The organism is Paenibacillus fonticola DSM 21315 (assembly GCF_000381905.1).
GTDB lineage: Bacteria > Bacillota > Bacilli > Paenibacillales > Paenibacillaceae > Fontibacillus > Fontibacillus fonticola.
The window spans coordinates 77,700-99,255 of record NZ_KB907268.1; the positions used below are offsets into that span (position 1 = coordinate 77,700).

Annotated in this window: 19 protein-coding genes and 2 tRNA genes; 16 read left to right on the forward strand and 5 right to left on the reverse strand. The window is 47.3% G+C overall.

Annotated features, from left to right (window positions below; genetic code table 11):
* Positions 1-36: 36 nt before the first annotated feature.
* The gene (locus tag G358_RS0121625; protein ID WP_019639353.1) at positions 37-564 is read right to left on the reverse strand and encodes a phosphatase PAP2 family protein; all 528 of its coding nucleotides are present in this window, start codon (positions 562-564) and stop codon (positions 37-39) included.
* 621 nt (positions 565-1,185) lie between these two features.
* On the opposite strand from G358_RS0121625, the gene G358_RS0121630 reads away from it, so the two are divergent.
* The 5 genes from G358_RS0121630 (at position 1,186) to G358_RS0121650 (ending at position 4,357) form a co-directional block, all read left to right on the forward strand.
* A complete protein-coding gene (locus G358_RS0121630) occupies positions 1,186-2,424 on the forward strand; it encodes a glycosyltransferase family 2 protein (RefSeq protein WP_019639354.1) in 1,239 nt (412 codons plus the stop codon).
* A 257-nt stretch (positions 2,425-2,681) separates the two neighbouring features.
* Positions 2,682-3,176 carry a translation initiation factor IF-3 gene (infC, locus tag G358_RS0121635; protein ID WP_019639355.1) on the forward strand — a complete coding sequence of 165 codons (495 nt, stop codon included), beginning with the start codon at positions 2,682-2,684 and terminating at the stop codon, positions 3,174-3,176.
* Between the two features lie 81 nt (positions 3,177-3,257).
* Complete coding sequence (gene rpmI, locus G358_RS0121640; protein WP_019639356.1) at positions 3,258-3,458, forward strand: 50S ribosomal protein L35; 201 nt, start codon at positions 3,258-3,260, stop codon at positions 3,456-3,458.
* Between the two features lie 31 nt (positions 3,459-3,489).
* Positions 3,490-3,849, forward strand: a complete 360-nt coding sequence (rplT, locus tag G358_RS0121645; RefSeq protein WP_019639357.1) for a 50S ribosomal protein L20 — start codon at positions 3,490-3,492, stop codon at positions 3,847-3,849.
* A gap of 199 nt (positions 3,850-4,048) precedes the next feature.
* Positions 4,049-4,357, forward strand: coding sequence for a hypothetical protein (locus G358_RS0121650; RefSeq protein ID WP_019639358.1), 309 nt, complete (start codon positions 4,049-4,051; stop codon positions 4,355-4,357).
* An 8-nt stretch (positions 4,358-4,365) separates the two neighbouring features.
* Here G358_RS0121650 and G358_RS0121655 read toward each other — a convergent pair whose 3' ends face one another.
* A complete protein-coding gene (locus G358_RS0121655; RefSeq protein ID WP_019639359.1) occupies positions 4,366-4,821 on the reverse strand; it encodes a GNAT family N-acetyltransferase in 456 nt (151 codons plus the stop codon).
* Positions 4,822-6,063: 1,242 nt separating this feature from the next.
* On the opposite strand from G358_RS0121655, the gene ilvB reads away from it, so the two are divergent.
* The 7 genes from ilvB (at position 6,064) to G358_RS30645 (ending at position 14,413) form a co-directional block, all read left to right on the forward strand.
* On the forward strand, positions 6,064-7,809 hold the full coding sequence (ilvB, locus tag G358_RS0121670; RefSeq protein WP_019639362.1) for a biosynthetic-type acetolactate synthase large subunit: 1,746 nt from the start codon (positions 6,064-6,066) through the stop codon (positions 7,807-7,809).
* Positions 7,809-8,303, forward strand: coding sequence for an acetolactate synthase small subunit (ilvN, locus tag G358_RS0121675; protein ID WP_019639363.1), 495 nt, complete (start codon positions 7,809-7,811; stop codon positions 8,301-8,303). The genes ilvB and ilvN overlap by 1 nt, the downstream gene beginning before the upstream one ends.
* A gap of 188 nt (positions 8,304-8,491) precedes the next feature.
* Entirely contained in the window at positions 8,492-9,484 is a 993-nt protein-coding gene (ilvC, locus tag G358_RS0121680; RefSeq protein WP_019639364.1) for a ketol-acid reductoisomerase, read from the forward strand.
* 358 nt (positions 9,485-9,842) lie between these two features.
* Positions 9,843-10,946 carry a glycerol dehydrogenase gene (locus tag G358_RS0121685; protein ID WP_019639365.1) on the forward strand — a complete coding sequence of 368 codons (1,104 nt, stop codon included), beginning with the start codon at positions 9,843-9,845 and terminating at the stop codon, positions 10,944-10,946.
* A 290-nt stretch (positions 10,947-11,236) separates the two neighbouring features.
* Entirely contained in the window at positions 11,237-12,316 is a 1,080-nt protein-coding gene (leuB, locus tag G358_RS0121690; protein ID WP_019639366.1) for a 3-isopropylmalate dehydrogenase, read from the forward strand.
* Positions 12,317-12,557: 241 nt separating this feature from the next.
* On the forward strand, positions 12,558-12,965 hold the full coding sequence (locus G358_RS0121695; protein WP_019639367.1) for a hypothetical protein: 408 nt from the start codon (positions 12,558-12,560) through the stop codon (positions 12,963-12,965).
* 308 nt (positions 12,966-13,273) lie between these two features.
* A complete protein-coding gene (locus tag G358_RS30645) occupies positions 13,274-14,413 on the forward strand; it encodes an ATP-binding protein (RefSeq protein ID WP_033404310.1) in 1,140 nt (379 codons plus the stop codon).
* Between the two features lie 45 nt (positions 14,414-14,458).
* Here G358_RS30645 and G358_RS0121705 read toward each other — a convergent pair whose 3' ends face one another.
* Genes G358_RS0121705 through G358_RS0121715 form a run of 3 tightly spaced genes read right to left on the reverse strand, consistent with a single transcriptional unit; the run spans position 14,459 to position 16,926 of the window.
* Positions 14,459-14,623, reverse strand: coding sequence for a FeoB-associated Cys-rich membrane protein (locus G358_RS0121705; protein ID WP_019639369.1), 165 nt, complete (start codon positions 14,621-14,623; stop codon positions 14,459-14,461).
* A 30-nt stretch (positions 14,624-14,653) separates the two neighbouring features.
* Complete coding sequence (gene feoB, locus G358_RS0121710) at positions 14,654-16,675, reverse strand: ferrous iron transport protein B (protein ID WP_019639370.1); 2,022 nt, start codon at positions 16,673-16,675, stop codon at positions 14,654-14,656.
* Positions 16,672-16,926: a FeoA family protein gene (locus G358_RS0121715; RefSeq protein ID WP_019639371.1), complete on the reverse strand. Its 255-nt coding sequence runs from the start codon at positions 16,924-16,926 to the stop codon at positions 16,672-16,674. The genes feoB and G358_RS0121715 overlap by 4 nt, the downstream gene beginning before the upstream one ends.
* 204 nt (positions 16,927-17,130) lie before the next feature.
* Between G358_RS0121715 and G358_RS0121720 the strand changes: the two genes are divergently transcribed.
* The 4 genes from G358_RS0121720 (at position 17,131) to G358_RS0121740 (ending at position 20,783) form a co-directional block, all read left to right on the forward strand.
* The gene (locus G358_RS0121720) at positions 17,131-18,090 is read left to right on the forward strand and encodes an aldolase catalytic domain-containing protein (RefSeq protein ID WP_205621559.1); all 960 of its coding nucleotides are present in this window, start codon (positions 17,131-17,133) and stop codon (positions 18,088-18,090) included.
* A 243-nt stretch (positions 18,091-18,333) separates the two neighbouring features.
* On the forward strand, positions 18,334-20,454 hold the full coding sequence (locus G358_RS0121730; protein WP_019639374.1) for a putative bifunctional diguanylate cyclase/phosphodiesterase: 2,121 nt from the start codon (positions 18,334-18,336) through the stop codon (positions 20,452-20,454).
* A 150-nt stretch (positions 20,455-20,604) separates the two neighbouring features.
* Positions 20,605-20,681 (forward strand) — tRNA-Pro (locus G358_RS0121735).
* A gap of 28 nt (positions 20,682-20,709) precedes the next feature.
* Positions 20,710-20,783, forward strand: a tRNA-Gly gene (locus tag G358_RS0121740).
* Positions 20,784-21,556 lie beyond the last annotated feature (773 nt).

Below are 21,556 nucleotides of genomic sequence, written 5' to 3' on the forward strand. Positions count from 1 at the left end.
CTCGGAAGGTTTTCCCACGACTTAACAATATCTTCTTTAGGGCCATAATGCAACCGTGCCAAAGACGGTTAATGTACCGACGGCAGCACCTGCCAGCACATCCGAAGGGTAGTGCAAGCCCAGGTAGATTCTGGATATCCCGACTAGAAATGCGATGGGGCCCAGAATAAACGCAAGTCGTGGTTCAATTAACATAAACGGCATCGTCACAGAAAAAATAGCGGTCGTATGCCCTGAAGGAAAAGAATGATCCGTCAGCGGATTACGAAAAGTTTTTGTACCCGGAAGGGTCAAATAAGGGCGAACCCGCGGATAGGTCTTTTTGACTAGCGCTACGGGAATGTGGCTTGCGGCCAAGGCTACGCAGGATTGAAGGCCTACTGTACTCCAGGGCTTCGGCGCTAAAATCCACACGAGAAGCGAAGAAGAGATCGTAAATGTAGCCCCTCCCAAGTGGGTCAGGTAGTAGAGCCAGAAATTCAGAAAGCTGCGATGTAAGCGGCCATTAATCCCTACAAAGAGCTGCTGATCCAGCTGTTTCAATTTTTGTAACAATCGAGTCATAATATCCCTCCGCGTTATAGTTGACCGCGAGTACGGCCCAGTAAGCTGGTATGGGTCCAATCCGTCAAACGCAGCGAGGCATTTTCAGGTTAGACTTATCATATTTTTATTCCGTGATCATTTCAAGGATGGAGGCCCTTTTTTTGTTTAGAGTTATTACCCTAATTTTGACTTTACGCCTATTTCCCTTATACAATGATTCAAATCATAGCAAAAAAGTTTAAAGAAAAATGAGCAATTTAGTAAACTTTTATGATCCATTTCTCGTTTTCGTTAACAAAAGGCATCGACATCCAGCTGCTGACACTCATAAATAGAGGTGCAGATGAAATAAAAATCGCCAAAAATGATGAAAATAAGAAATAACCGCACTCAGTGCAGGATTGCGGTAGTCTGGTATGCAAATATAGACTTACTTTGCTTATATTTGCGATACAAGGGCATAAGATCGGCTTTGACAAATGAGGCAAAGTCATAGAAAATCTTAATGCGCCGAGTAAAGAAATAAAATTTTACCAAAAACGATGAGTACGGGCAGGGTCATCCCAAGAGAAAAAGAAAACCCGCTTAGAGAAAAAAAGAGTTTTAAAATTAAAGGGGTCGAAGGGGGTACATGAAATCATGTTGGACACCATTTTGATATCGTTGCAGGTTGTACTTGCAGTGATCGGGGTGTATCAGTTTGGTTTGGCGCTGTTTGGAATGTACAGAAAAAAGAAAAAAGTGCACTTCCCGCCAACAAAATCATTTGCGGTTCTCGTGGCAGCCCATAACGAGGAAACAGTTGTAGGGGCGTTGATGGAGAACCTGAAGCAGCTTAATTATCCGAAAGAGCTTTATGATGTATTTGTCATTTGTGACAACTGTACCGACAGAACGGTAGAGATCGTTCGCAGCCATGGCATGACCGCCTGTATCCGCACGAACGAGAACTTGCGGGGCAAAGGCTACGCGATCGAATGGATGCTGAAGCAGCTATGGAAAATGCCGCGCCAGTATGATGCGGTCGTTATGTTCGACGCCGATAACCTGGCCCATCCGGATTTTCTCAGCGAAATGAATAATGATTTATGCTCCGGCGCCCGCGTTATTCAAGGGTATATCGATACGAAAAATCCGGAGGATTCTTGGATTACCGCCGCTTACGGCATTTCATACTGGTACTGCAACCGTTTGTGGCAGCTCTCGAGGCACAATTTAGGCCTGGCAAACTTCCTGGGCGGTACGGGCATGTGCTTTGAGACCGAGCTCCTGAAGGAGATCGGCTGGGGCGCTACGAGCCTGGTCGAGGACTTGGAGTTCACGATGCGTTGTGTTGAGAAAGGGGTTCACCCCGTCTTCAATTACGACGCGAAGTTGTTTGACGAGAAGCCGCTGACTTTTAAAGCGTCGGCTCGTCAGCGCCTGCGCTGGATGCAGGGGCACTTTACGGTGGCCCGCCGTTATTTCTTCCCGCTTCTGTGGCAGAGCATTAAAGAGCGCAGCATGGTGAAGCTGGATATGGCTCTTTACGGGGCTAACGTATACATCGTGCTCATTACCTTTTTGCTCACTGCGCTGATTTGGATGGACCAATCCTTTTTTAATGGCCCGAATATCGCTACGCTCTATGGATATTTGCCGTTATGGATTTCGTTCATCGCCATTGCGGCCAATGTTTTTGTATTCCTGGCGGCGATGATCCTGGAAGATGTTAAGTCCAAGAAAGTTTATGCTTATCTCGTGTTGTTTCCTGTTTATCTTCTTTCATGGTGGCCGATTACTTTTTATGCGTTCTTCACGCAGAACAACAAGCAGTGGAGCCATACCGAGCACACACGCGTTGTTCGTCTGGAAGAAGTTCAGAGCAAACAGGGATAGTACTTGACTAGTGGCGCTATATGTGTTAAATTATTTAAGCATGCAATAAAAATGGATTGTAAGCAGAGGCGCTTGCTTCTCACCTGTCCGATCCTGTCGGCTGGTTTTGATCCAATGATTTATGAATGCTTTGTGTTCATGATGAATTGATGATCAATTTGGGATGCGGGTGTCAGCCTGCATCCCTTATTTATTTTTAGCAGGTCATACTGACCGAAGATTTATTTTGGAGGTGTAGAATTATCAGTAAGGAACATTTGATCAATGATGAGATACGTGCGAAAGAAGTCCGTTTGGTAGGCGCTGAAGGTGAACAAATCGGCATCAAGCCGATCCGTGAGGCACTGCAAATGGCCATCGATCTGAATCTGGATTTGGTGAACGTGGCGCCGACGGCTAAACCGCCGGTATGCCGGATTATGGATTACGGCAAATTCCGTTACGAGCAGCAGAAGAAAGAGAAAGAAGCCCGTAAGAATCAAAAGACAGTGGATATTAAGGAAGTATGGTTCCGTGCAAACATTGACGAGCATGACTTCCAGACTAAACTGCGCAATGTGATCAAATTTTTAAAAGAAGGCGACAAAGTGAAATGCTCGGTGCGTTTCCGCGGTCGTGAAATTGCTCATGCCGACATCGGAAGGAAAATTCTGGACCGTGTCAAAGATGAGGTTGCAGAAATTTCATCGATCGAGCGGATTCCGAAGCTGGAAGGCCGCAGCATGATTATGATTTTGGCACCGAAAAGCTAAAAGCTCGCTTCTTGCAAAGGTGTTCCAGCTATTTGGAACGGCCGGGAAGCTTGTACCTATAAACTCTGAGGGGGAAGTACCATGCCTAAAATGAAAACCCACAGCAGCCTGAAGGGCCGCTTTAAAATTACAGGATCGGGTAAAGTTAGACGCTACAAAGCGAACCGCAACCACCTGCTGTCCCACAAGTCAAACCGTCGTAAACGCGTTCTGGCGAACAGCCCTGTAGCTTATGCTGGGGACGTAAGACGTTTGAAACAGCAACTTGCAAATCTGAAATAATTAACACAACTTTTCTGGGAGGTTTATTGATATGGCAAGAGTAAAAGGCGGATTCGTTGTTCGTCGTCGTCATAAAAAAGTATTGAAGCTTGCTAAAGGTTACTTTGGCTCGAAACACCGTATTTTCAAAACAGCTAACGAGCAGGTTATGAAATCCCTGCTGTATGCATACCGTGACCGTCGCACGAAAAAACGCGATTTCCGCAGATTGTGGATCGTACGTATTAATGCTGCAGCTCGTCTGAACGGACTGTCCTACAGCAAATTGATGCATGGATTGAGACTGGCTGAGGTGAACATCAACCGGAAAATGCTGGCTGATCTTGCAGTAAATGATCTGAACGCATTTAACTCTTTGGCTGCAGTAGCTAAAGAGAAAATCAATGCCTAAACTATAGTACTCAGCATAACGCACAACAGGTGTCCCATTTGGGGTGCCTGTTTTTTTATTCTCATCAGGCAATGGTGGAAGCGAACAGGGGCCATATTGAATACACTGGCATGAAGACAAAGCAAATGTCTTTAGGGGCGAGTCACGCTCGTATTGTCTCGTGTGCATCAGCAAACTGTATTCAAGGAGGTAGATACGGATGAGCAGATCGGTTACGAAAAAAGAAGCCGAAAAATGGCTTGGCAAATCCATTACCGCTGTTAAAAAAGATGGAACCATCGTTACCGGCAAGCTGGTAAAAATAAGCGGCAACCGCCTTCTTGTTCGCCAGCCTGGTAAAAAAGTGAAGACGAAGGCCATTGTCCCGCTTGTTTTGTTTGACCTGCTGGCCATCGGAACAGGTCCTTATGGCTACGGTTATGGCGGCTACCCATACGGCTATGGTTATGGGTATGGGGGGTACGGAGGGTACGGAGGATTCGGCTACCCATACGGCGGCTACTTTTAATAACTTGGTCAGGTACGAAGAAACAGCTTTTTTTCCAGTTCAAAGCATCTGGATACGGGAACATAACGAACAGTTTCATAGCCTAGTTTTTGGTAGAAAAGGTGGGCCCGGACGTTGTCCTGGTCCACTAAAACTTTGGCCCTGGTGCAGCCTCGGGATCCGGCGAAGTTTTCAGCATGCGCCATTAGTGTCTTCCCATGACGTTTGCGCTGCTGCTGGGATGTAACGGCCATCATATCAATGCACAGCAGCTTGCCGTGCAGCATAAAATGGATGAATGCTACGGGATCGGCTTCATAATAGGGCGATGCGACAAGCGTTACACCACGCGAAAGCCTCTTAGGAATATCTTTGATTGCTCTTTCCAATTCATGACGAGATAAGCTCGAATGAGGGACAAGCTCCTTTTTGATCAGACTGTGAATAACAGGATCATCTTGTTTGGGTCTTCGATATCGGATCATTCACTCGCAATCCTCCTTGCGCTGCGTATTTTAGGGCATAATAGTATATCATATGAACAGGGAGGGGAAATGGGTTCCAAGTAGCTATACAATGATTCATAATGACGAGCCGCTGGACGAAGTTTTGTTGGGTAATTCAGCCGTGCCCGTAAATGCCGGCGAACATAGCTCACAGGATTTCAGTTCTGTCCTGCTTGGGTTAAGCTGCTATGCGCGTGATTGTGCATGATTTTCCATATACAATTCCTAGAGCTGGACGCGACGCGAGTGTTTATGTACGATATTTCATACAAAGTCCTGCATGTGGCTGTCACGAGCGTGTTTATGTTTGATTTTTCATATACATTCTCTGCATAAGGCTATTCCACGCCCGTGAAAAGAGAGGGTGCTGACTGTTTTCATACAGAATCCCTACATCAAGCTGCTACACCCTCACACTGGACCAGACGGCTGTTGAAGCAGCAACTACTTGGCACAATTGCTCGATGATCGGATGACCAAATCACAGCGCACACGATAAAAGCAGGTAATGAGCCTTGGGCATCCTTATAACGTAAAGTCAAGCAACAGATCCCAACTCTGCCCGGTTTTATTAGTCTTGTTTGCAGATTTCAATCTGAGAAAGCTGTGAAACCTGCGAAAATTGAGTATATGCGAAAGTTGAGTATAGGAGTATAATTAAACTAACGGAAAGGGCTGGATTTCCAGGTTATATATTCTGCTGTTATGTTGCAATTTAGCATAGCGGCGGGGCCTTTTTTGAAGTCGAAGTCAAAACAAGTGGCAAAAGGGTATTGACTCCACGTGTGAACTAATCATATAATGTGTCTAAACATTTTTAACATTTATAGTGTATCGGCGATGAAGAGGACGAAGGTTTAGGGGCTCTTTGCTCAGAGAGTGGATGGATTTGCTGCGACCACCCACCAATATCCCTTAAATGCGAGCTCACCTCGGAGCTGTTTTCCTGAAAAGCGAAGCAACGGAACGACCAAATCAAGACAATGTGTCCGTCGCAAGCCTATTAGGGAAAATCGTCAGGTCTGCGTTAGAGACCACGGGTAAGGGCCATAGTTGTCCCTACTCGTCAAGGCTTGGCACTGTGAAGTGTCAGGTGAAAATGGGTGGTACCACGGAAGCGATAACCTTTCGTCCCTCGGAACAGGAGACTGTTCTGGCGGGCGGAAGGTTTTTTTGTTGTATTTCTTTAGAAATACTTAAATTTTGGAAGGAGGATGACTGATGAGTGCGCAAATACCAGCAGTGCAGTCTACAGAACAATTACGAGAGAAATGGATGAAACCTGAAGTCATTACGGGATCAGAAATATTGCTTCGGAGCTTGGTGCTAGAAGGTGTCGAATGCGTCTTCGGTTACCCGGGCGGGGCCGTATTGTATATCTACGACGCGCTGTATGGTTTTAAGGATTTCCATCACTTGCTGACAAGACACGAGCAGGGAGCGATTCATGCGGCCGACGGCTATGCACGGGCAAGCGGCAAAGTAGGCGTATGTATTGCAACCTCGGGACCGGGGGCGACGAACACAGTCACCGGTATTGCGACGGCGTTTATGGACTCGGTTCCTCTCGTGGTCATTACCGGAAACGTCGTATCCAGCCTGATCGGAACGGATGCCTTCCAAGAAGCGGATATTACCGGGATCACGATGCCGATTACGAAGCACAGCTACTTGGTGCGCAGTGTAGAAGAGCTGCCGCGCGTCATTCACGAAGCGTTCCATATCGCCAACACGGGACGCAAAGGGCCGGTATTGATCGACATTCCGAAGGACGTGTCCGCGAACAAGACCTTGTTCGAACCGGTTCAGACCATTGATCTTCGCGGCTACAATCCAAAGGTCGTTCCGAACCATCATCAATTGGAGAAGGTAGCGGCTGCGATCAAAGAAGCGGAGCGTCCGGTCATTCTCGCCGGCGGCGGGGTCGTCTATTCCGGTGGCCATGAAGAACTGCTTGAGTTCGTTACCCGGACGGAAATCCCGATCACGACAACGCTTCTCGGCTTGGGCGCATTCCCAAGCGGCAACTCCTTGTGGATGGGCATGCCGGGAATGCACGGCACGTATACAGCTAACCAGGCCATCCAAAAATCCGATTTGCTGATCAATATCGGGGCCCGGTTCGATGACCGCGTTACCGGACGGCTTGACGGATTTGCTCCTCATGCTAAAGTAGTACACATCGATATCGATCCGGCGGAAATTGGCAAGAACGTGAAAACAGAAATTCCGGTCGTAGGCGATGTGAAGACGGTACTCGAACTCCTCAACCCGTTAGTGAGTCGCAGCGACAAAGCGGATGCCTGGAGAAGCCAGATCAGCCAGTGGAAGGCCGATAAGCCTTACAAGTACAAGGATTCCGATACGGAGCTGAAGCCGCAATGGGTAATCGAACTGCTGAATGATACGACAAAGGGCGACGCAATCGTAACGACGGACGTAGGCCAGCATCAAATGTGGGCGGCCCAGTATTACAAGTTCAATCATCCGCGCTCCTGGATCACCTCCGGGGGGCTGGGCACAATGGGCTTTGGATTCCCGTCAGCCATCGGGGCGCAAATGGCGCACCCGGACCGTCTGGTCATTTCCATTAACGGTGATGGCGGTATGCAAATGTGCGCTCAGGAGCTTGCGATTTGCGCGATTCACAACATTCCAGTCAAGGTTGTCGTGATCAACAACCAGGTGCTTGGCATGGTGCGCCAGTGGCAAGAGCTCATTTACGAGAACCGTTACAGCCATATCGATCTGGCCGGCAGCCCGGATTTTGTGAAATTGGCAGAGGCATACGGCGTGAAGGGATTGCGTGCTTCGAACAAGGAAGAAGCCAAGCAAGCCTGGAAGGAAGCGATGGAGACGCCGGGACCTGTGCTGGTGGAATTCGTGGTCAGCAAAGAGGAAAACGTATATCCGATGGTTACCCAGGGTTCCACCATTGATCAAATGCTGATGGGGGACTGTGAATAATGACGACGACAATGACAAGCCATACAATAGCCGTATTAGTGAATGATCAGCCAGGCGTTCTGCAGCGCGTTTCCGGCCTCTTCGGTCGGCGCGGCTACAATATCGAGAGCATCACTGTGGGCCAGTCCGAGGAAGAAGGATTGTCCCGGATGGTCATCGTGACCCAGGGCGACGACAAGACGCTGGAACAAATTGAGAAACAATTGTATAAACTCATCGATGTTATTAAAGTGGTTAACCTTAGCTCCAAGCCGATGGTTGGCCGTGAACTGGCACTGATTAAAGTAAAGTCAGAGCCGGCGGAGCGTCCGGAGATTATGGGGGTCGTTGAGACATTCCGCGCCGCGGTTGTCGATATCGGCACTAACAGCATGATTGTACAGGTTGTAGGCGACACGGAGAAAATCGACGCCATGATTGAGCTGCTTCATCCGTATGGAATCAAGGAGCTGTCCCGTACAGGAGTAACCGCGATGGTTCGCGGGAACGCTTAGGCAGCACTAAGCAGTAACAAACAACGACTTAGCTTCAACTTTATTTCCACTTCGGTGAGCGGGGGTTTGAGAGGATCAGCCCGGCAGCAGTTGGCGGTCCTTTGAAGCACCCGCTCACCATGGGGATAGAACTAATATAAGGGAGCCCGCTAACGGCGGACCCGTAAATTTTAGGAGGGCTATAACAAATGGCAGTTACTTTGTACTATGAAAAAGATGCAGAGCTTAGCGTATTGAAAGGAAAAACAATTGCGATTATCGGCTACGGAAGCCAAGGTCATGCTCACGCTCAAAACCTGCGTGACAGCGGACTGAACGTCGTTATTGGTCTTCGCGAAGGCAAGTCCTTCGACAAAGCGAAAGAGGACGGCTTTGAAGTATTGTCCGTTGCTGAAGCGACAAGCCGTGCTGACGTCGTTCAAATTTTGATGCCGGATGAGACTCAAGCGGCTGTATACAATAGTGAAATCGCTCCGAACTTGAAGAAAGGTGCTGCACTCTTGTTCGCGCACGGCTTCAACGTTCATTTCGGACAAATCGTGCCTTCCAAAGACAACGACGTGCTTCTGGTTGCTCCTAAGTCGCCAGGCCACATGGTTCGCCGTACGTATGTTGAAGGCTTCGGCGTTCCTGGCTTGATCGCTATCCACCAAGATGCGACTGGCAAAGCGAAAGAAATCGGTCTTGCTTATGCTAAAGGCATCGGCTGTACTCGTGCAGGGGTTATCGAAACTTCCTTCCGCGAAGAGACGGAAACGGATCTGTTTGGTGAACAAGCGGTTCTGTGCGGCGGCGTAAGCGCCCTGATCAAAGCAGGCTTCGAAACGTTAACAGAAGCTGGCTATGCTCCAGAAATGGCCTACTTCGAGTGCTTGCATGAGCTGAAATTGATCGTTGACCTGATCTATGAAGGCGGCCTTGCGACAATGCGCGACTCCATCTCCAATACAGCTGAGTACGGTGACTATGTTACAGGACCTCGCATCGTAACCGAAGAAACGAAGAAAGCGATGAAAGAAGTACTGTCCGATATCCAGCAAGGTAAATTCGCACGTGACTTCATCCTGGAGAACCAATCCAATCGTGCATTCTTGACGGCTACCCGCCGCAACGAAGCTAACCATCCGATCGAAGTGGTTGGTGAGGAGCTTCGCGGTCTGATGCACTGGATCAAGAAGTAATTATTCATACGTATTTGAATCAAGCTGCGGAGAGCAATCTCTGCAGCTTTTTTTGTTCGTCTTAAAAGCAGGGGAACTCGATCACTGCAACTTCCTTTCACTACACCTCCATAAAAATGAATCACGCAGCGTAAACTGCATCCTGCTGCAACATATTCTGCATCCTACAGCGCCATGTTTTTCTAAAGTGACCTATTAACTTTATGACCGCCTCAGCAACGCTCACCAATCCCGCATAAATGCCTCATAAGTGCCTCGAAATTACCGCAATTAGCGGGCGCATGATTAAATCTACGCTGAATAGTTTATCTTAAGGAGGAATCGCAGCAGCAATTTAACCAAAGGAGATCAGACAAGCATGAAGAACAACGTTAAATCAGTCACTTCCCCTAAAAAATATATTTCTGGCAGAGAGCTCCTTTCCAGCTTTAACGAGTACATGAAGTTTTTCGGTGACAGCGCCTATATTATATGCGACGAGTTTATTCTGGAGCGTGCCCGGCAGGAGGCGGGAAAATCGATCCAGGAAGGCGGCAATAAAGCGGTATTCGAAAAATTTAACTACGAATGCACGAAGGAAGAGATTAACCGCCATCGCCAACTGGCTCGCGGGTCCGAAGCTAACATCATCGTCGGCATTGGCGGCGGGAAGACGCTCGATACCGCGAAGGCGACGGCATATTATGAGCATCTGCCAGTCGTCATATTCCCTACAATCGCCTCGACGGATGCGCCGTGCACCGCTTTGGCAGTCATTTACAAGAAGGATGGTTCTTTCGATGAATATTTGTTTCTGCCAAGCAATCCGGATATCGTATTAGCGGATATCGGCTTATTGGCCGCAGCCCCTCCGCGTTTTTTCGCGGCCGGAATTGGAGATGCGCTGGCAACATATTTTGAGGCACGGGCTTGTTATCAGGCCTATGGCGACAACCTTGCATTGATGAAGCCATCGACGACAGGGTTGGGTTTGGCCCGGTTATGCTATGAAACATTGATCGAGAACGCAGTCAAAGCACAGCGCGCGGTGGAACAAGGCGTGGCGACCAGAGCGGTCGAGGATACGATTGAAGCAACGATTTATTTGAGCGGTGTCGGTGCGGAGTCGGGCGGCTTGGCGGCGGCTCACGCGATTCATAACGGGATGACGGCCGTTCCCTCATTGCATAAGGCACAGCATGGGGAGAAGGTCACCTTCGGCCTGCTAACTCAGCTTGTGCTTGAGAATGCCCCTGAGGAAGAGCTTGAAACAGTTATTCACATCGTAAAAGAGGTAGGGCTGCCGTTGACATTAAAAGATCTTGGCGTCTCGAAATTCGTGGAAGCAGAATGGCGGCAAGTAGCGGTTGACGCCTGTGCCGAAGGGGATACAATGGGCAATATGCCATTTCCGGTAACACCGGACGAAGTTTATCAGGCGATTGTGGCAGCGAACGCTATAGCCGAGACATATCATGACTAATTTTTACCGGACTATGGGGGTACTACCGGAATATTTAGCGCCAAAGCGATTTAACCAGACTATGCAGCGCTGAAGCGAAAAAAAGATCGAGCAGGGATTAACGAGGCAAAGCCCAGAGCCCAGTTAATCCCTTTTGCCATTATATAATTAGATAATATCTGTTATAGTTAAAACCTATAGCATTAATAGATTCTATATCTTGGTCTATCTTCAGTCGTTATGTTACAACTGAAGTAGAGGAATGTTCGTATTGACGGAAGAGCATAGAGAATGAGAGGGAGTTGTAAGTCATGACAGAAGTGAAGAAAATTGCCGTCATCGCAGGCGATGGAATTGGCCCGGAAGTCGTAGCTGAAGCAGAGAAAGTATTAAAACGTACTGAGGAACTGTTCGGATATCGTTTTGAAACAGAGCATGCTCTTTTCGGAGGGATTGCGATTGATGAGAAAGGAACTCCGCTGCCGCAGGAGACTTTGGAAATTTGTCAGCGTGCAGACGCGGTTTTGCTTGGTGCGGTTGGAGGACCGAAATGGGATAACAATCCGAAGGAGCTGCGTCCGGAGACAGGGCTGCTTGGCATCCGCAAAGCGCTCGGGCTGTTCTCAAACCTTCGTCCGGCAGTCGTATTCGACTGCTTGAAAGATGCCTCCACGCTGAAGCCGGAAGTGCTCGAAGGAACCGATCTGATGGTTGTCCGCGAACTGACGGGCGGCATTTATTTCGGTGAGAAGTTCCGCCGCGAGACCGAGAACGGACAGGAAGCTGTAGACACTTGCGCTTACAATGTGAACGAAGTGGAACGCATCGTGCGTCAGGCGTTTGAAATAGCCCAGAAGCGCCGGAAGAAACTGGCTTCCGTCGATAAGGCTAACGTTCTGGAAACTTCTCGCTTATGGCGTGAAGTCGTTAACCGGGTTGCTCCAGAGTACCCGGACGTTGAACTAGAGCATGTGCTTGTTGACAACTGCGCAATGCAGCTGCTGCGCCGCCCTTCCAGCTTTGACGTAATCGTCACAGAGAATATGTTCGGCGACATTCTGAGCGATGAAGCGGCGATGTTAACCGGATCCATCGGCATGCTCTCGTCTGCATCCCTTGGAGAAGGGAGCTTCGGGCTGTATGAGCCGGTACATGGATCTGCGCCTGACATCGCTGGACAGAACCTGGCCAACCCAATCGCTACGATTCTGTCCCTGGCCTTGATGTTCCGCTTGACTTTCGGCTATGCTGAAGCTGCGGACGCCATTGAGGCAGCGGTAGCCGAGGTGCTGGACGCTGGACATCGCACCGGAGACATCGCGGTCGACAAGAGCAAAGCGGTCGGAACCAAAGAAATGGGCGACCTGATTGTAGCGGCGATTCGTAAATAATAAGTTTTCTGCAGCATAATTTATGCCCCTTGTCTGGCTTGCCAAATGACGGGGGGCTTTTTCTTTACTGAACTGGCCTTACCCAATAGCATATTTTATAATTGATGGGGACAATAAATTATAATTTTGATTCATTCGAAGGAATCTACAGAACTGATCACGAATAAATTATAGGAAGCTTCACGTATTATAAGTGATACCTTAATATAACCGAAATCTGATCGGGAAAGGGTGATGGGGAATGAGTTTTTGCTGTGGGGCCAGCATGGTTGGTACTAAAGGGACATTGAAGCATTATCGTACGCAGGTTCATAATGTTCCCCTGCTGCTTTGTCCGGTATGCCATAGGGTCGAGGTTCATTATAAAGTGGAACATGAGTACGAGATATTGGCGGAATATGCACATGGTGATGGTGTATCAGAAATCGACTTTGGCGACTTTATTATGGAGGATGAAGAGACGATTTTTGGGAACTGCGTAAATGTGGAGGATGAAGATCCTCTTGATATCGTACAGAGTCAGATTGACATGGCACTGGACCTTCTTGCGGTTGCAAAAGGGATTAAGGATACGAAATGGGAAGGCGAGCTGAAAAAGCGGCTTGCAGTGATGAGCCGACGCAAGGCCAGGCTCCATTATAACAAATAGGACTAAAGTATGAAATAGTCTCCTGGGGGGGACTATTTTATTTTCTATTTGTGAACTTTAGCGCTGATCTATCCTTTTTCGACAGTATCTCTGATTGACGCAAATTGGAAAAGTTTACTATGATTATAGTGATTAAGTTATCAGTCGCCTCGGATTAAAAATTGTGCCAACAGTTGGACAGGCTTCATCAAGGCAGGGAGAGTAAGAGGGAAAGTGTGCTCCTTAATCCAGAGAGCAAGGAAGGCCTGTTAGCGGTTGAAAGATGTCGAATTGGCAGGAATACCATTGTAGGAAAAGGGGGAATCAACTTGTTAAGTGAGTTTCAAGAAACTTTGCTGCAGTCTGTCAAAGCATTTCAGTCGACGCAGCTTGTAAAGAACAAGTATGAGAATGTCCTGCAAAATCTCGATAGCGGAATCATGCTGTTTGATAGCGAAGGAGTATTAACGTTTATCAATGTACAAATGGCCAAACTGCTGGAGATGCCTCGCCAATCATTGATCGGATGTAATTTGCTGCAGATGCTGCGTCACCCGCACCTAAGTCGATTCAAGAAGAGAAAGATATTGCGAATCTATAGGGAAACTATTTTTCACCGCAAAAAATACCATGAGCTCATTGATGAATACGGCCGTCACTGGTTAATTACGATTACCTACAGCGATGAGATGGACGGAGATTATTTGCTTAGTGTGAAGGATGTATCTGATTACAAGCAAATTGAACAAACCGCATATCAGAATGACAAGCTTGCTATGCTCGGTAAAATTTCGGCGGCAATTGCCCATGAAATTCGTAATCCATTAACGGCAATCCGTGGATTTATTCAGCTTTTACGTCCCCATCTTATTCAACTTGGCCGCGACGAGTATGCACGGATTATTTTGGCGGAAATCGATCGTGCTAATGATATTATTCATGAATTTCTTAATTCCTCTAAGCCTTCGGCTCCGCAGAAGAGCGTGATCGGCGTATCGTCCTTATTAAAGGAAGTCGTGCTGCTTACCGAAAGTGAGGCGCTTATGAAAGGATGCGAAATCCATCTGGAGGTTTCAGACGCAGAAATGTATGTATCGATTGATATGAAGCAAATTAAGCAAGTCCTCCTGAATATTATCAAAAATGCGATGGATGCTATTGAGGAAGTAGATGTTGAGCACGCCGGAGCTATTCATATTAATTCCAAGCTGTCAGGCAACTATGTTCATATTTCCATACAGGATAACGGTAAGGGCATGGATAAAGGGCTGTTAAGCCGGCTGTTCGATCCATTTTTTACGACAAAAGAAAAGGGAACTGGTCTAGGTTTGTCTGTAAGTTACCGAATTATTAGAAATCATAAAGGAAACATTCTGGTGGATAGTATGAAGGGGGTGGGGACAGTTTTTGTGATAGCGCTTCCAATTGTCTCACATCAATTTGTTCAATCTTTAGGAGACCGGCCGTAGCAAGCTGATCTCCTAAAGAATACAACGCAATTGTGCAATGAATAATTATTTTTGTTCTGAAGAAGGTGCTGTAGAATTATCGCAGACTGCCGAGCAGGATTTCTGCTGGGAGCAGGAGGCACAGGCGCCTTTTTTGCTTTTTTTCACACCTTTATAAATGGCCCAGCCGGCATATCCAAACACAATTGCAATGATGATAATATCGATCAATATAAAAAACTCCTTTCCATGCTATCAGATTTAGACAAATCCGATTAGCCTGCCCCCTTGGTAGATGATGAAGGAGATCGTGTAGGCGAGCAGGAGTGAATAGGCAACGGAGAATAGCGTCCATTTCCACGATGAAGTCTCTTTGCGCAGTACCCCGACAGTGGCAAGACATGGCGTGTAGAGGAGCACGAATGTCATGAAGCTGTAAGCTTGAAGCGGTGTGAAGAACTGTGCGATTTGATGCTGCAGGCCTGGCATATCCGGCACATGATAAATGATGTTCATGGTGGATACAACAACTTCCTTAGCCATAAATCCGGTAACGAGCGAGGCTCCCGACTGCCAGGTTCCGAAGCCGATAGGCTGAAGAATCGCTGCGAACCAGCCGCCTAGCACTGCAAGATAACTTTGATCCATGTCTACGTTGCTGCCGCCCGGTCCGAAATATGTCAGCAGCCAGATGAGTACGGTTCCCCCGAGAATGAATGTCCCCGCCTTTCGCAGGAAGCCTTTCCCTTTCTCCCATGTGCTGCGCAGCAATGTGGCGGACTGCGGCATACGGTAGGGCGGAAGCTCAATGAGGAAGAAGGAGTGTTTATCCTTAAACAGAGTTAAAGAGAATAACTTGGCCAGAAGCAAAGTGAGAGCGATCCCGAGTACGTAGAGGGACAGAACTACGACCGCCTGCTGCCTAACAAAAAAAATCCCCGCAAATAAAGCATATACAGGCAGCCGGGCTGAGCAGGACATGAGCGGAATCAGCAGCATGGTCAAGGTGCGCTCTTTGGGTTGTTCAATGCTGCGCGAAGCCATTATGGCGGGAACGTTGCAGCCAAATCCAATGATAAAAGGAATCATCGCCTTCCCGTTCAAGCCTGCTAGCTGCATTAATCTGTCCATCATTACCGTGATGCGGGCCATATAACCGGAATCTTCAATAAAAGAGATCATTAAAAATAATATGAATATTTGCGGGAGGAAGACGAGTACACCTCCGACTCCGGCAATGATCCCATCAATAATAAGTGATTGGGTGAAGGAAGAAGCGCCGACAGCAATAAGCAGTTGTGTTGCAGATTGACTGAATGCCCCGCTAATAAACCCATCCAGCAAATCCGATAAAGGGTCCCCCAGCCAGTCGAAGGTCAGCTTGAAGGCAATCAGCATCGTAAATAGAAAAAGCGGAATTCCCCAGAAGGGATGTGCTGCGATCGCGTCGATTTTTTCGGTCAAGCTATGAGGTTTTTTGCCGGAAGCGTCAACAGCTTCTGAACAAACCTGGTGAATGTACTCAGCCCGTATTGAACGTATATGATCATGAAGTGACTCCGTCATTCCCTCACTTATGAACTCTTCTCTTACGTTCTTCTGTATGGCGAGTAATTGATTCAGATTGGCGTAGGAAGAAAGAGATGAAATCACAACGGGGTTATTCTCTAGTATTTGTATAGCTAACCAGCGGTACGAGGAGATATCTGTGTTTTGCGGAGGTGAAGTCATCAATTCCCGGGAAATAAGTGAAATCGCCTTCTCCAGCCGGTCGCCGTAGTTTAAATTAAATTGCGGAGAATCATGATGGGGCAAACTGATTTGTTCTAATAAAAAGTCTGTGCCGGCCCCTGTGCGGGCAACTAAAGGGATAACGGTAATACCCAGCCGTTCAGCCAGCACTTCAGGGGTAACGGCAAGGCCGTTAGATTTGGCCACATCGATCATATTCAAGCCCAAAATGACCGGTTTGCCGTATTCCAATATTTGAATTGTAAGCTGTAAGTTACGTTCCAGTTGGGAAGCATCGACGATATTGACGAGCAGCTCTGGAGATTCATTTACTAGGTAAGAGACGGCCACTCCTTCATCCCGGGTAATGGGAAGCAAGGTATAAATTCCAGGAAGATCTGTGAGCTGGCCTGTTTTGTCGCGAAGTTGGCCTACTTTTTTTTCGACGGTAACACCAGACCAGTTGCCTACATATTCATATGAACTGGTTAGCTTGTTGAATAAAGACGTCTTTCCGGTATTCGGATTGCCTATTAGAGCAGCCTGGATCATGATATCGCCACCTCGATATGTGCGGCCTGATGTTTACGAATGCCAATCAGTTGACCGCCGCACTCTAAAGTAACGGGACCTCCCCAAAAGCTGTATCTCATTATTGTAATGTCAGCACCTTCAGTCACACCGAGATCGGCGAGACGCTGTTTTAAAATAGGATCCATATGTCCGAAATGCCGTATGCATCCCGACTCGCCAGGTTGAAGCTTTAGCAGGCAGCTGCAGCTAGTGTTGCCATATAGCACCATTTTCAGCTCCTTTGTTAGAATGGCTGATTCATTATATTCAACCAATAGGTATTGAGAATCAATCTCAATTAGAATATGAAGCTAATATATCATGACGTATCACTTACTCACTGTGATTTATATCATGACAATAATTACTTTACTTTTTTATTTCTATTAAAGTAAGATGGATAGTAAAACATATGAGGAAGGGAATCGGTAATGATGAAGGTTAATCAGTGTAAAATTGTGGATTGTACAATTAGGGATGGAGGATTAGTAAATAACTGGGACTTTAGCGTTGAATTTGTGCAGAAGCTGTATGCTGGCTTAAACGAAGCTGGCGTTGATTATATGGAAATCGGTTATAAAAACTCGCCAAAACTGCTGAAAGGGGCAGATGAGGCAGGGCCTTGGCGTTTTCTGGACGATGAATTTTTACGGACTGTCATCCCGCAAAAGGGGAACACCAAGCTATCCGCTCTCGTTGATATCGGCCGTGTTGATGAGAACGACATCTTGCCTCGCAGTGAAAGTCTCCTCGATTTGATTCGTGTCGCTTGCTATGTTAAAGACGTGGATAAGGCTCTGCAACTGGTGCAGGTATTCCATGATCGCGGTTATGAAACGACCATTAATATTATGGCCTTGTCCAATGTGATGGAGCATGAATTACTGGAAGCGTTCGAGATGATCAAGGAAAGCGTCGTGGATGTCGTATATATCGTTGACTCGTACGGCAGTCTGGATTACAAGGACATGGAGCATCTGATTACGAAGTTTAAGACGCACTTGCCTAACAAGCGCCTAGGAGTTCATACGCACAACAATATGCAGCTGGCCTTCTCCAACACGTTAGTTGCCGCCGATCAGGGCGTAGAATTGCTGGATGCTTCCGTATACGGCATGGGCCGGGCGGCAGGGAACTGCCCTACGGAGCTGCTTGTCACTCATTTGAAGAATACGAAATATAAGCTTCGGCCAGTTCTCGATATTTTGGAGCAACTGATGATTCCACTCCGCGAGAAGGAAGAGTGGGGATATTTGATCCCGTACATGATTACGGGTACTTTGGATGAGCATCCACGATCCGCCATGGCGCTTCGGGCTTCAGCGGATAAGGATAAGGCGGTTGACTTTTATGATAAGCTGACCACACCGGAAGTGAGCTTTGAGAAAAAATAAATTTGTAAGCACCACTCGGCTGCTCTTTTTATTACAAAAAGACATGCCGGGGGTGCTTTTTTTTATCCCTCCCGGCAAACATCGTATTTTGAGCAGTTTTTTTGTGAGAGGAGCAGGAAATGAAACGAAAAATGTAGAAATATTTCTTATTCAGAAATATATTAACCATCGGGATAATACTTAGTTCCGCCAAGTACATCATGACTGGACACCGTATATACTATTTCCGGGGGTTGAGCGCTAATGCGAATAAGGAAAGAAGAAAAAATAACAATCATCATGGGGACACTCGGTTTATTATTGCTGCTGGGTGTCGTTTATCTTTCTACGGTTGTTCAGTCCCCTTTTTCTTCAACGGTTGGGCGCGAGGGGATGTATTTACTGGCCGGGCTAATTAATGGGGCCGTTGCATTTGCTATATTCGCGCAAGGCTGGATGCTATTCACGGACAAGTTGTCGAAACAGCGTTTGTACTCAGCGGTATTATTCTTTATGGTGGGCGTATTGGATATGATGCATATCGCTTCTTTTTGCGGTGTGTCTTTGTTTGGCTTTATGCCTGGATATGAGCTCTCCGTATGGTTTTTGTTCATATCCCATCTGATTGGCGCAGTAGGAATGCTCTTAATATTCAGCGTTCCAGACAAGCGCGTGTCCAGAATCCATAAAGCAGCCGCTTTCGCTTCGGCAGCTATTGTATTGGTTGCCGGAATCGGAGTCTTAGAGATGTTCCAGTATGAGCTCCCTCAGCTGCTTGGCGCTCAGGCGCAGGAAACGGTCAAGCAGGCGGTATGGATCGTGGTGCCATTTTTATATGGCCTAGGAATATTCGCGATACTGTACAGATATCGGAAGGAGCGTCCGCCTGCGGCGTTGACGATCGTCTGCGCGCTTTTATTTTTGACGATAGGGCATATTTTATTAACGGCTGCTGATCCTTTCGGTAACGGGATTGCGCATTTATCAGGGGAGTGGCTCAAGGGACTGGCTTATTATTACGTGTTAAAAGGGGTGTACCGCCTGACGATTGAGGAGCCGTTTCGGGGCCAGCAGCTTGCTGAGGCGCAAATGATGCATATGGCTTATCACGATGACTTAACGAATTTGCCGAATCTCCGCCGTTTAAAGGAGCAGTTGGAGCTTCATTTGTCTCCTGAAGGAAAAGCAGGGCTTTGTACCGGAGTTGCTGTCATCAATATAAATCGTTTTAAGGCGATTAATGATTCGTTTGGTTATCGGGCCGGGGACAAGCTGCTTACAGAGGTAGGCGCGCGCCTAAGCCGGCGCTGTTTGCCCGAGGAAGGCGTCTATCGCATGGGGGAAGATGAGTTTGCTGTAACGATTCCAGAATATTTGGACCATCGGGCTATTGAGATCAGAGCGCTTCAGCTTCTTAAATCGATAAATCCTTTGATGACGATAGAAGAAACGGAGTATCATATTTCCCTAAGCATGGGGCTTTCTATTTATCCTCATGATGGTAGCTCCGTGGATCAGATCATTCAAAATGCGGATATGGCGGTGCATAACGGCAAGGAGCAGGGAATGGAGTTCGCTCGCTATACCGCTTCGATTAAAAAACGGACTCAATCCAGAATAGAGCTGGAAAATGATATGCGCAAAGGATTGGATCGGGAGGAATTTTTTCTTGAGTTCCAGCCCCAGGTCAGCCTTGAAACCGGACGTGTGGTCGGGATGGAAGCGCTGGTACGGTGGAATCATCCGCGAAAGGGCCTGCTCTCCCCTGGAGAGTTCATTCCGGTTGCTGAAGATAGCGGACTTATAGTTCCGCTCGGGGAATGGGTGCTTCGTACAGCATGCCAATATAATAAAAAATGGCAGATGGACGGGTATGAGCCTGTATGTATTTCGGTTAATTTATCCATGCGGCAATTCCGGCAGCATAACCTGGCCGAGAAGGTGGATTGTATTTTGCAGGAAGTGGGCTTGGATGCCAAATATTTGGAGCTAGAGGTTACCGAAAGCATGACCTTTGATATCGACACCGCCTTTGATCAACTGCACAGGCTGAAGCGGTTGGGCGTTCATATTAGCATTGATGATTTCGGTACAGGCTACAGCTCATTGAATTATTTAAAGACACTGCCGATCGACCGGCTTAAAATCGATCGTTCCTTCGTAAAAGAAGTGATGCTCGACGGAAACGGCGCGGCAATTGTTTCAACGATTACAACGATGGCTCATCACCTCAAACTGAAAGTGACGGCTGAAGGTGTGGAAAGTCAGGAGCAGCTTGAATTTCTCAAGCTCCAGAACTGTCATGAGGGGCAAGGGTACTTATTCAGTAAACCTGTTCCTGCCAGGCTGTTCGAGCGTCGCTTCCTTACCCGGTTTGCCGGGTAAGGCGGCGGAGCTTTTAATTTTAGTTTTTATCACGCAGGAGAATGGCTGATTGGAATGCTGTTTGTAATAAATTTGCTGTTGCATTGATCTATCAGAAGTGGTATATTTATTTTTGTCTTCACAAGTGAGTAACAAACTCTGTTGAAGCTTCGGGACGTAGCTCAGCTTGGTAGAGCACCTGGTTTGGGACCAGGGGGTCGCATGTTCAAATCGTGTCGTCCCGACCATATTTCATTTTACAATGCAGCTATAAATGCGGGTGTAGTTCAATGGTAGAACTTTAGCCTTCCAAGCTAATAGCGTGGGTTCGATTCCCATCACCCGCTCCATATGTAAACAATAACTGCCTCTGGCAGTTTTTTTGATTTTTTAGGCTTTAGCCAGTTGAGTGCGTGAAACGCGCGAAACAAAAAACGACCCGCTATGCGGGTGGAGGGTTCGTTAATGATCTTTGAGAAGCATGCGAAGTTAAAGTATAAATATGGGAATCGAAAAAGTGAAAGTGACAGATAACACTGAGTCTGAACAGATTTGTGGTCAGGCTAGCGTCTTTAGGCGCAGTTTGGCAACAGGGGGCTATATCCCAAGAGCAAACCACCCTTTGAACGGGTGGTCATGATTTAATTACCCGAAAATTACAGTGAAAGCCCCAGTCCTGAAAATACCGCCTATATTGCCCTTCACCCTGCAGAACATTTACAGATTTCTGCATCCTATACGAAGTATTTACGAATGGCCACGCAGTCACGCTGGAAAACCACGTAACTTCGGTTTTGGAGAATGTTATTCCTTACAAAGATTGGATTCTGTTGTTTGATTCTAGCTATGATGAACGTAAACAAAAGACAGCCCTCCACATTGCTACATCTCGTAGGTTAAAATGGAAAGTGGAAAGACCAACCATTTCAGAGCTACATAGCAAAGGAGAGCTGATACTATGCAGTCTATCACAAAATTCGTCGGTTTAGATGTATCCAAAGAAAAAATTTCGGTGGCCATTGCGGATTCAACCGGGGAAGCCCCTCGCTATTACGGGAGCATTCCACATTCGGCGGCGGCACTTCGTAAACTCATCAAAGAACTGGGGCCAGCCGATCCCCTT

Excerpts from the sequence above, each read along its gene's own strand:
- ilvN (WP_019639363.1), top strand. The coding sequence starts at position 7,809 with ATGACGACGACAATGACAAGCCATACAATAGCCGTATTAGTGAATGAT.
- ilvB (WP_019639362.1), top strand. The coding sequence starts at position 6,064 with ATGAGTGCGCAAATACCAGCAGTGCAGTCTACAGAACAATTACGAGAG.
- G358_RS0121685 (WP_019639365.1), top strand. The coding sequence starts at position 9,843 with ATGAAGAACAACGTTAAATCAGTCACTTCCCCTAAAAAATATATTTCT.
- G358_RS0121630 (WP_019639354.1), top strand. The coding sequence starts at position 1,186 with ATGTTGGACACCATTTTGATATCGTTGCAGGTTGTACTTGCAGTGATC.
- G358_RS0121730 (WP_019639374.1), top strand. The coding sequence starts at position 18,334 with ATGCGAATAAGGAAAGAAGAAAAAATAACAATCATCATGGGGACACTC.
- G358_RS0121715 (WP_019639371.1), bottom strand. The coding sequence starts at position 16,926 with ATGGTGCTATATGGCAACACTAGCTGCAGCTGCCTGCTAAAGCTTCAA.
- G358_RS0121695 (WP_019639367.1), top strand. The coding sequence starts at position 12,558 with ATGAGTTTTTGCTGTGGGGCCAGCATGGTTGGTACTAAAGGGACATTG.
- G358_RS0121720 (WP_205621559.1), top strand. The coding sequence starts at position 17,131 with ATGAAGGTTAATCAGTGTAAAATTGTGGATTGTACAATTAGGGATGGA.
- feoB (WP_019639370.1), bottom strand. The coding sequence starts at position 16,675 with ATGATCCAGGCTGCTCTAATAGGCAATCCGAATACCGGAAAGACGTCT.
- G358_RS0121655 (WP_019639359.1), bottom strand. The coding sequence starts at position 4,821 with ATGATCCGATATCGAAGACCCAAACAAGATGATCCTGTTATTCACAGT.
- ilvC (WP_019639364.1), top strand. The coding sequence starts at position 8,492 with ATGGCAGTTACTTTGTACTATGAAAAAGATGCAGAGCTTAGCGTATTG.
- G358_RS0121650 (WP_019639358.1), top strand. The coding sequence starts at position 4,049 with ATGAGCAGATCGGTTACGAAAAAAGAAGCCGAAAAATGGCTTGGCAAA.
- rpmI (WP_019639356.1), top strand. The coding sequence starts at position 3,258 with ATGCCTAAAATGAAAACCCACAGCAGCCTGAAGGGCCGCTTTAAAATT.
- leuB (WP_019639366.1), top strand. The coding sequence starts at position 11,237 with ATGACAGAAGTGAAGAAAATTGCCGTCATCGCAGGCGATGGAATTGGC.
- G358_RS0121625 (WP_019639353.1), bottom strand. The coding sequence starts at position 564 with ATGACTCGATTGTTACAAAAATTGAAACAGCTGGATCAGCAGCTCTTT.
- rplT (WP_019639357.1), top strand. The coding sequence starts at position 3,490 with ATGGCAAGAGTAAAAGGCGGATTCGTTGTTCGTCGTCGTCATAAAAAA.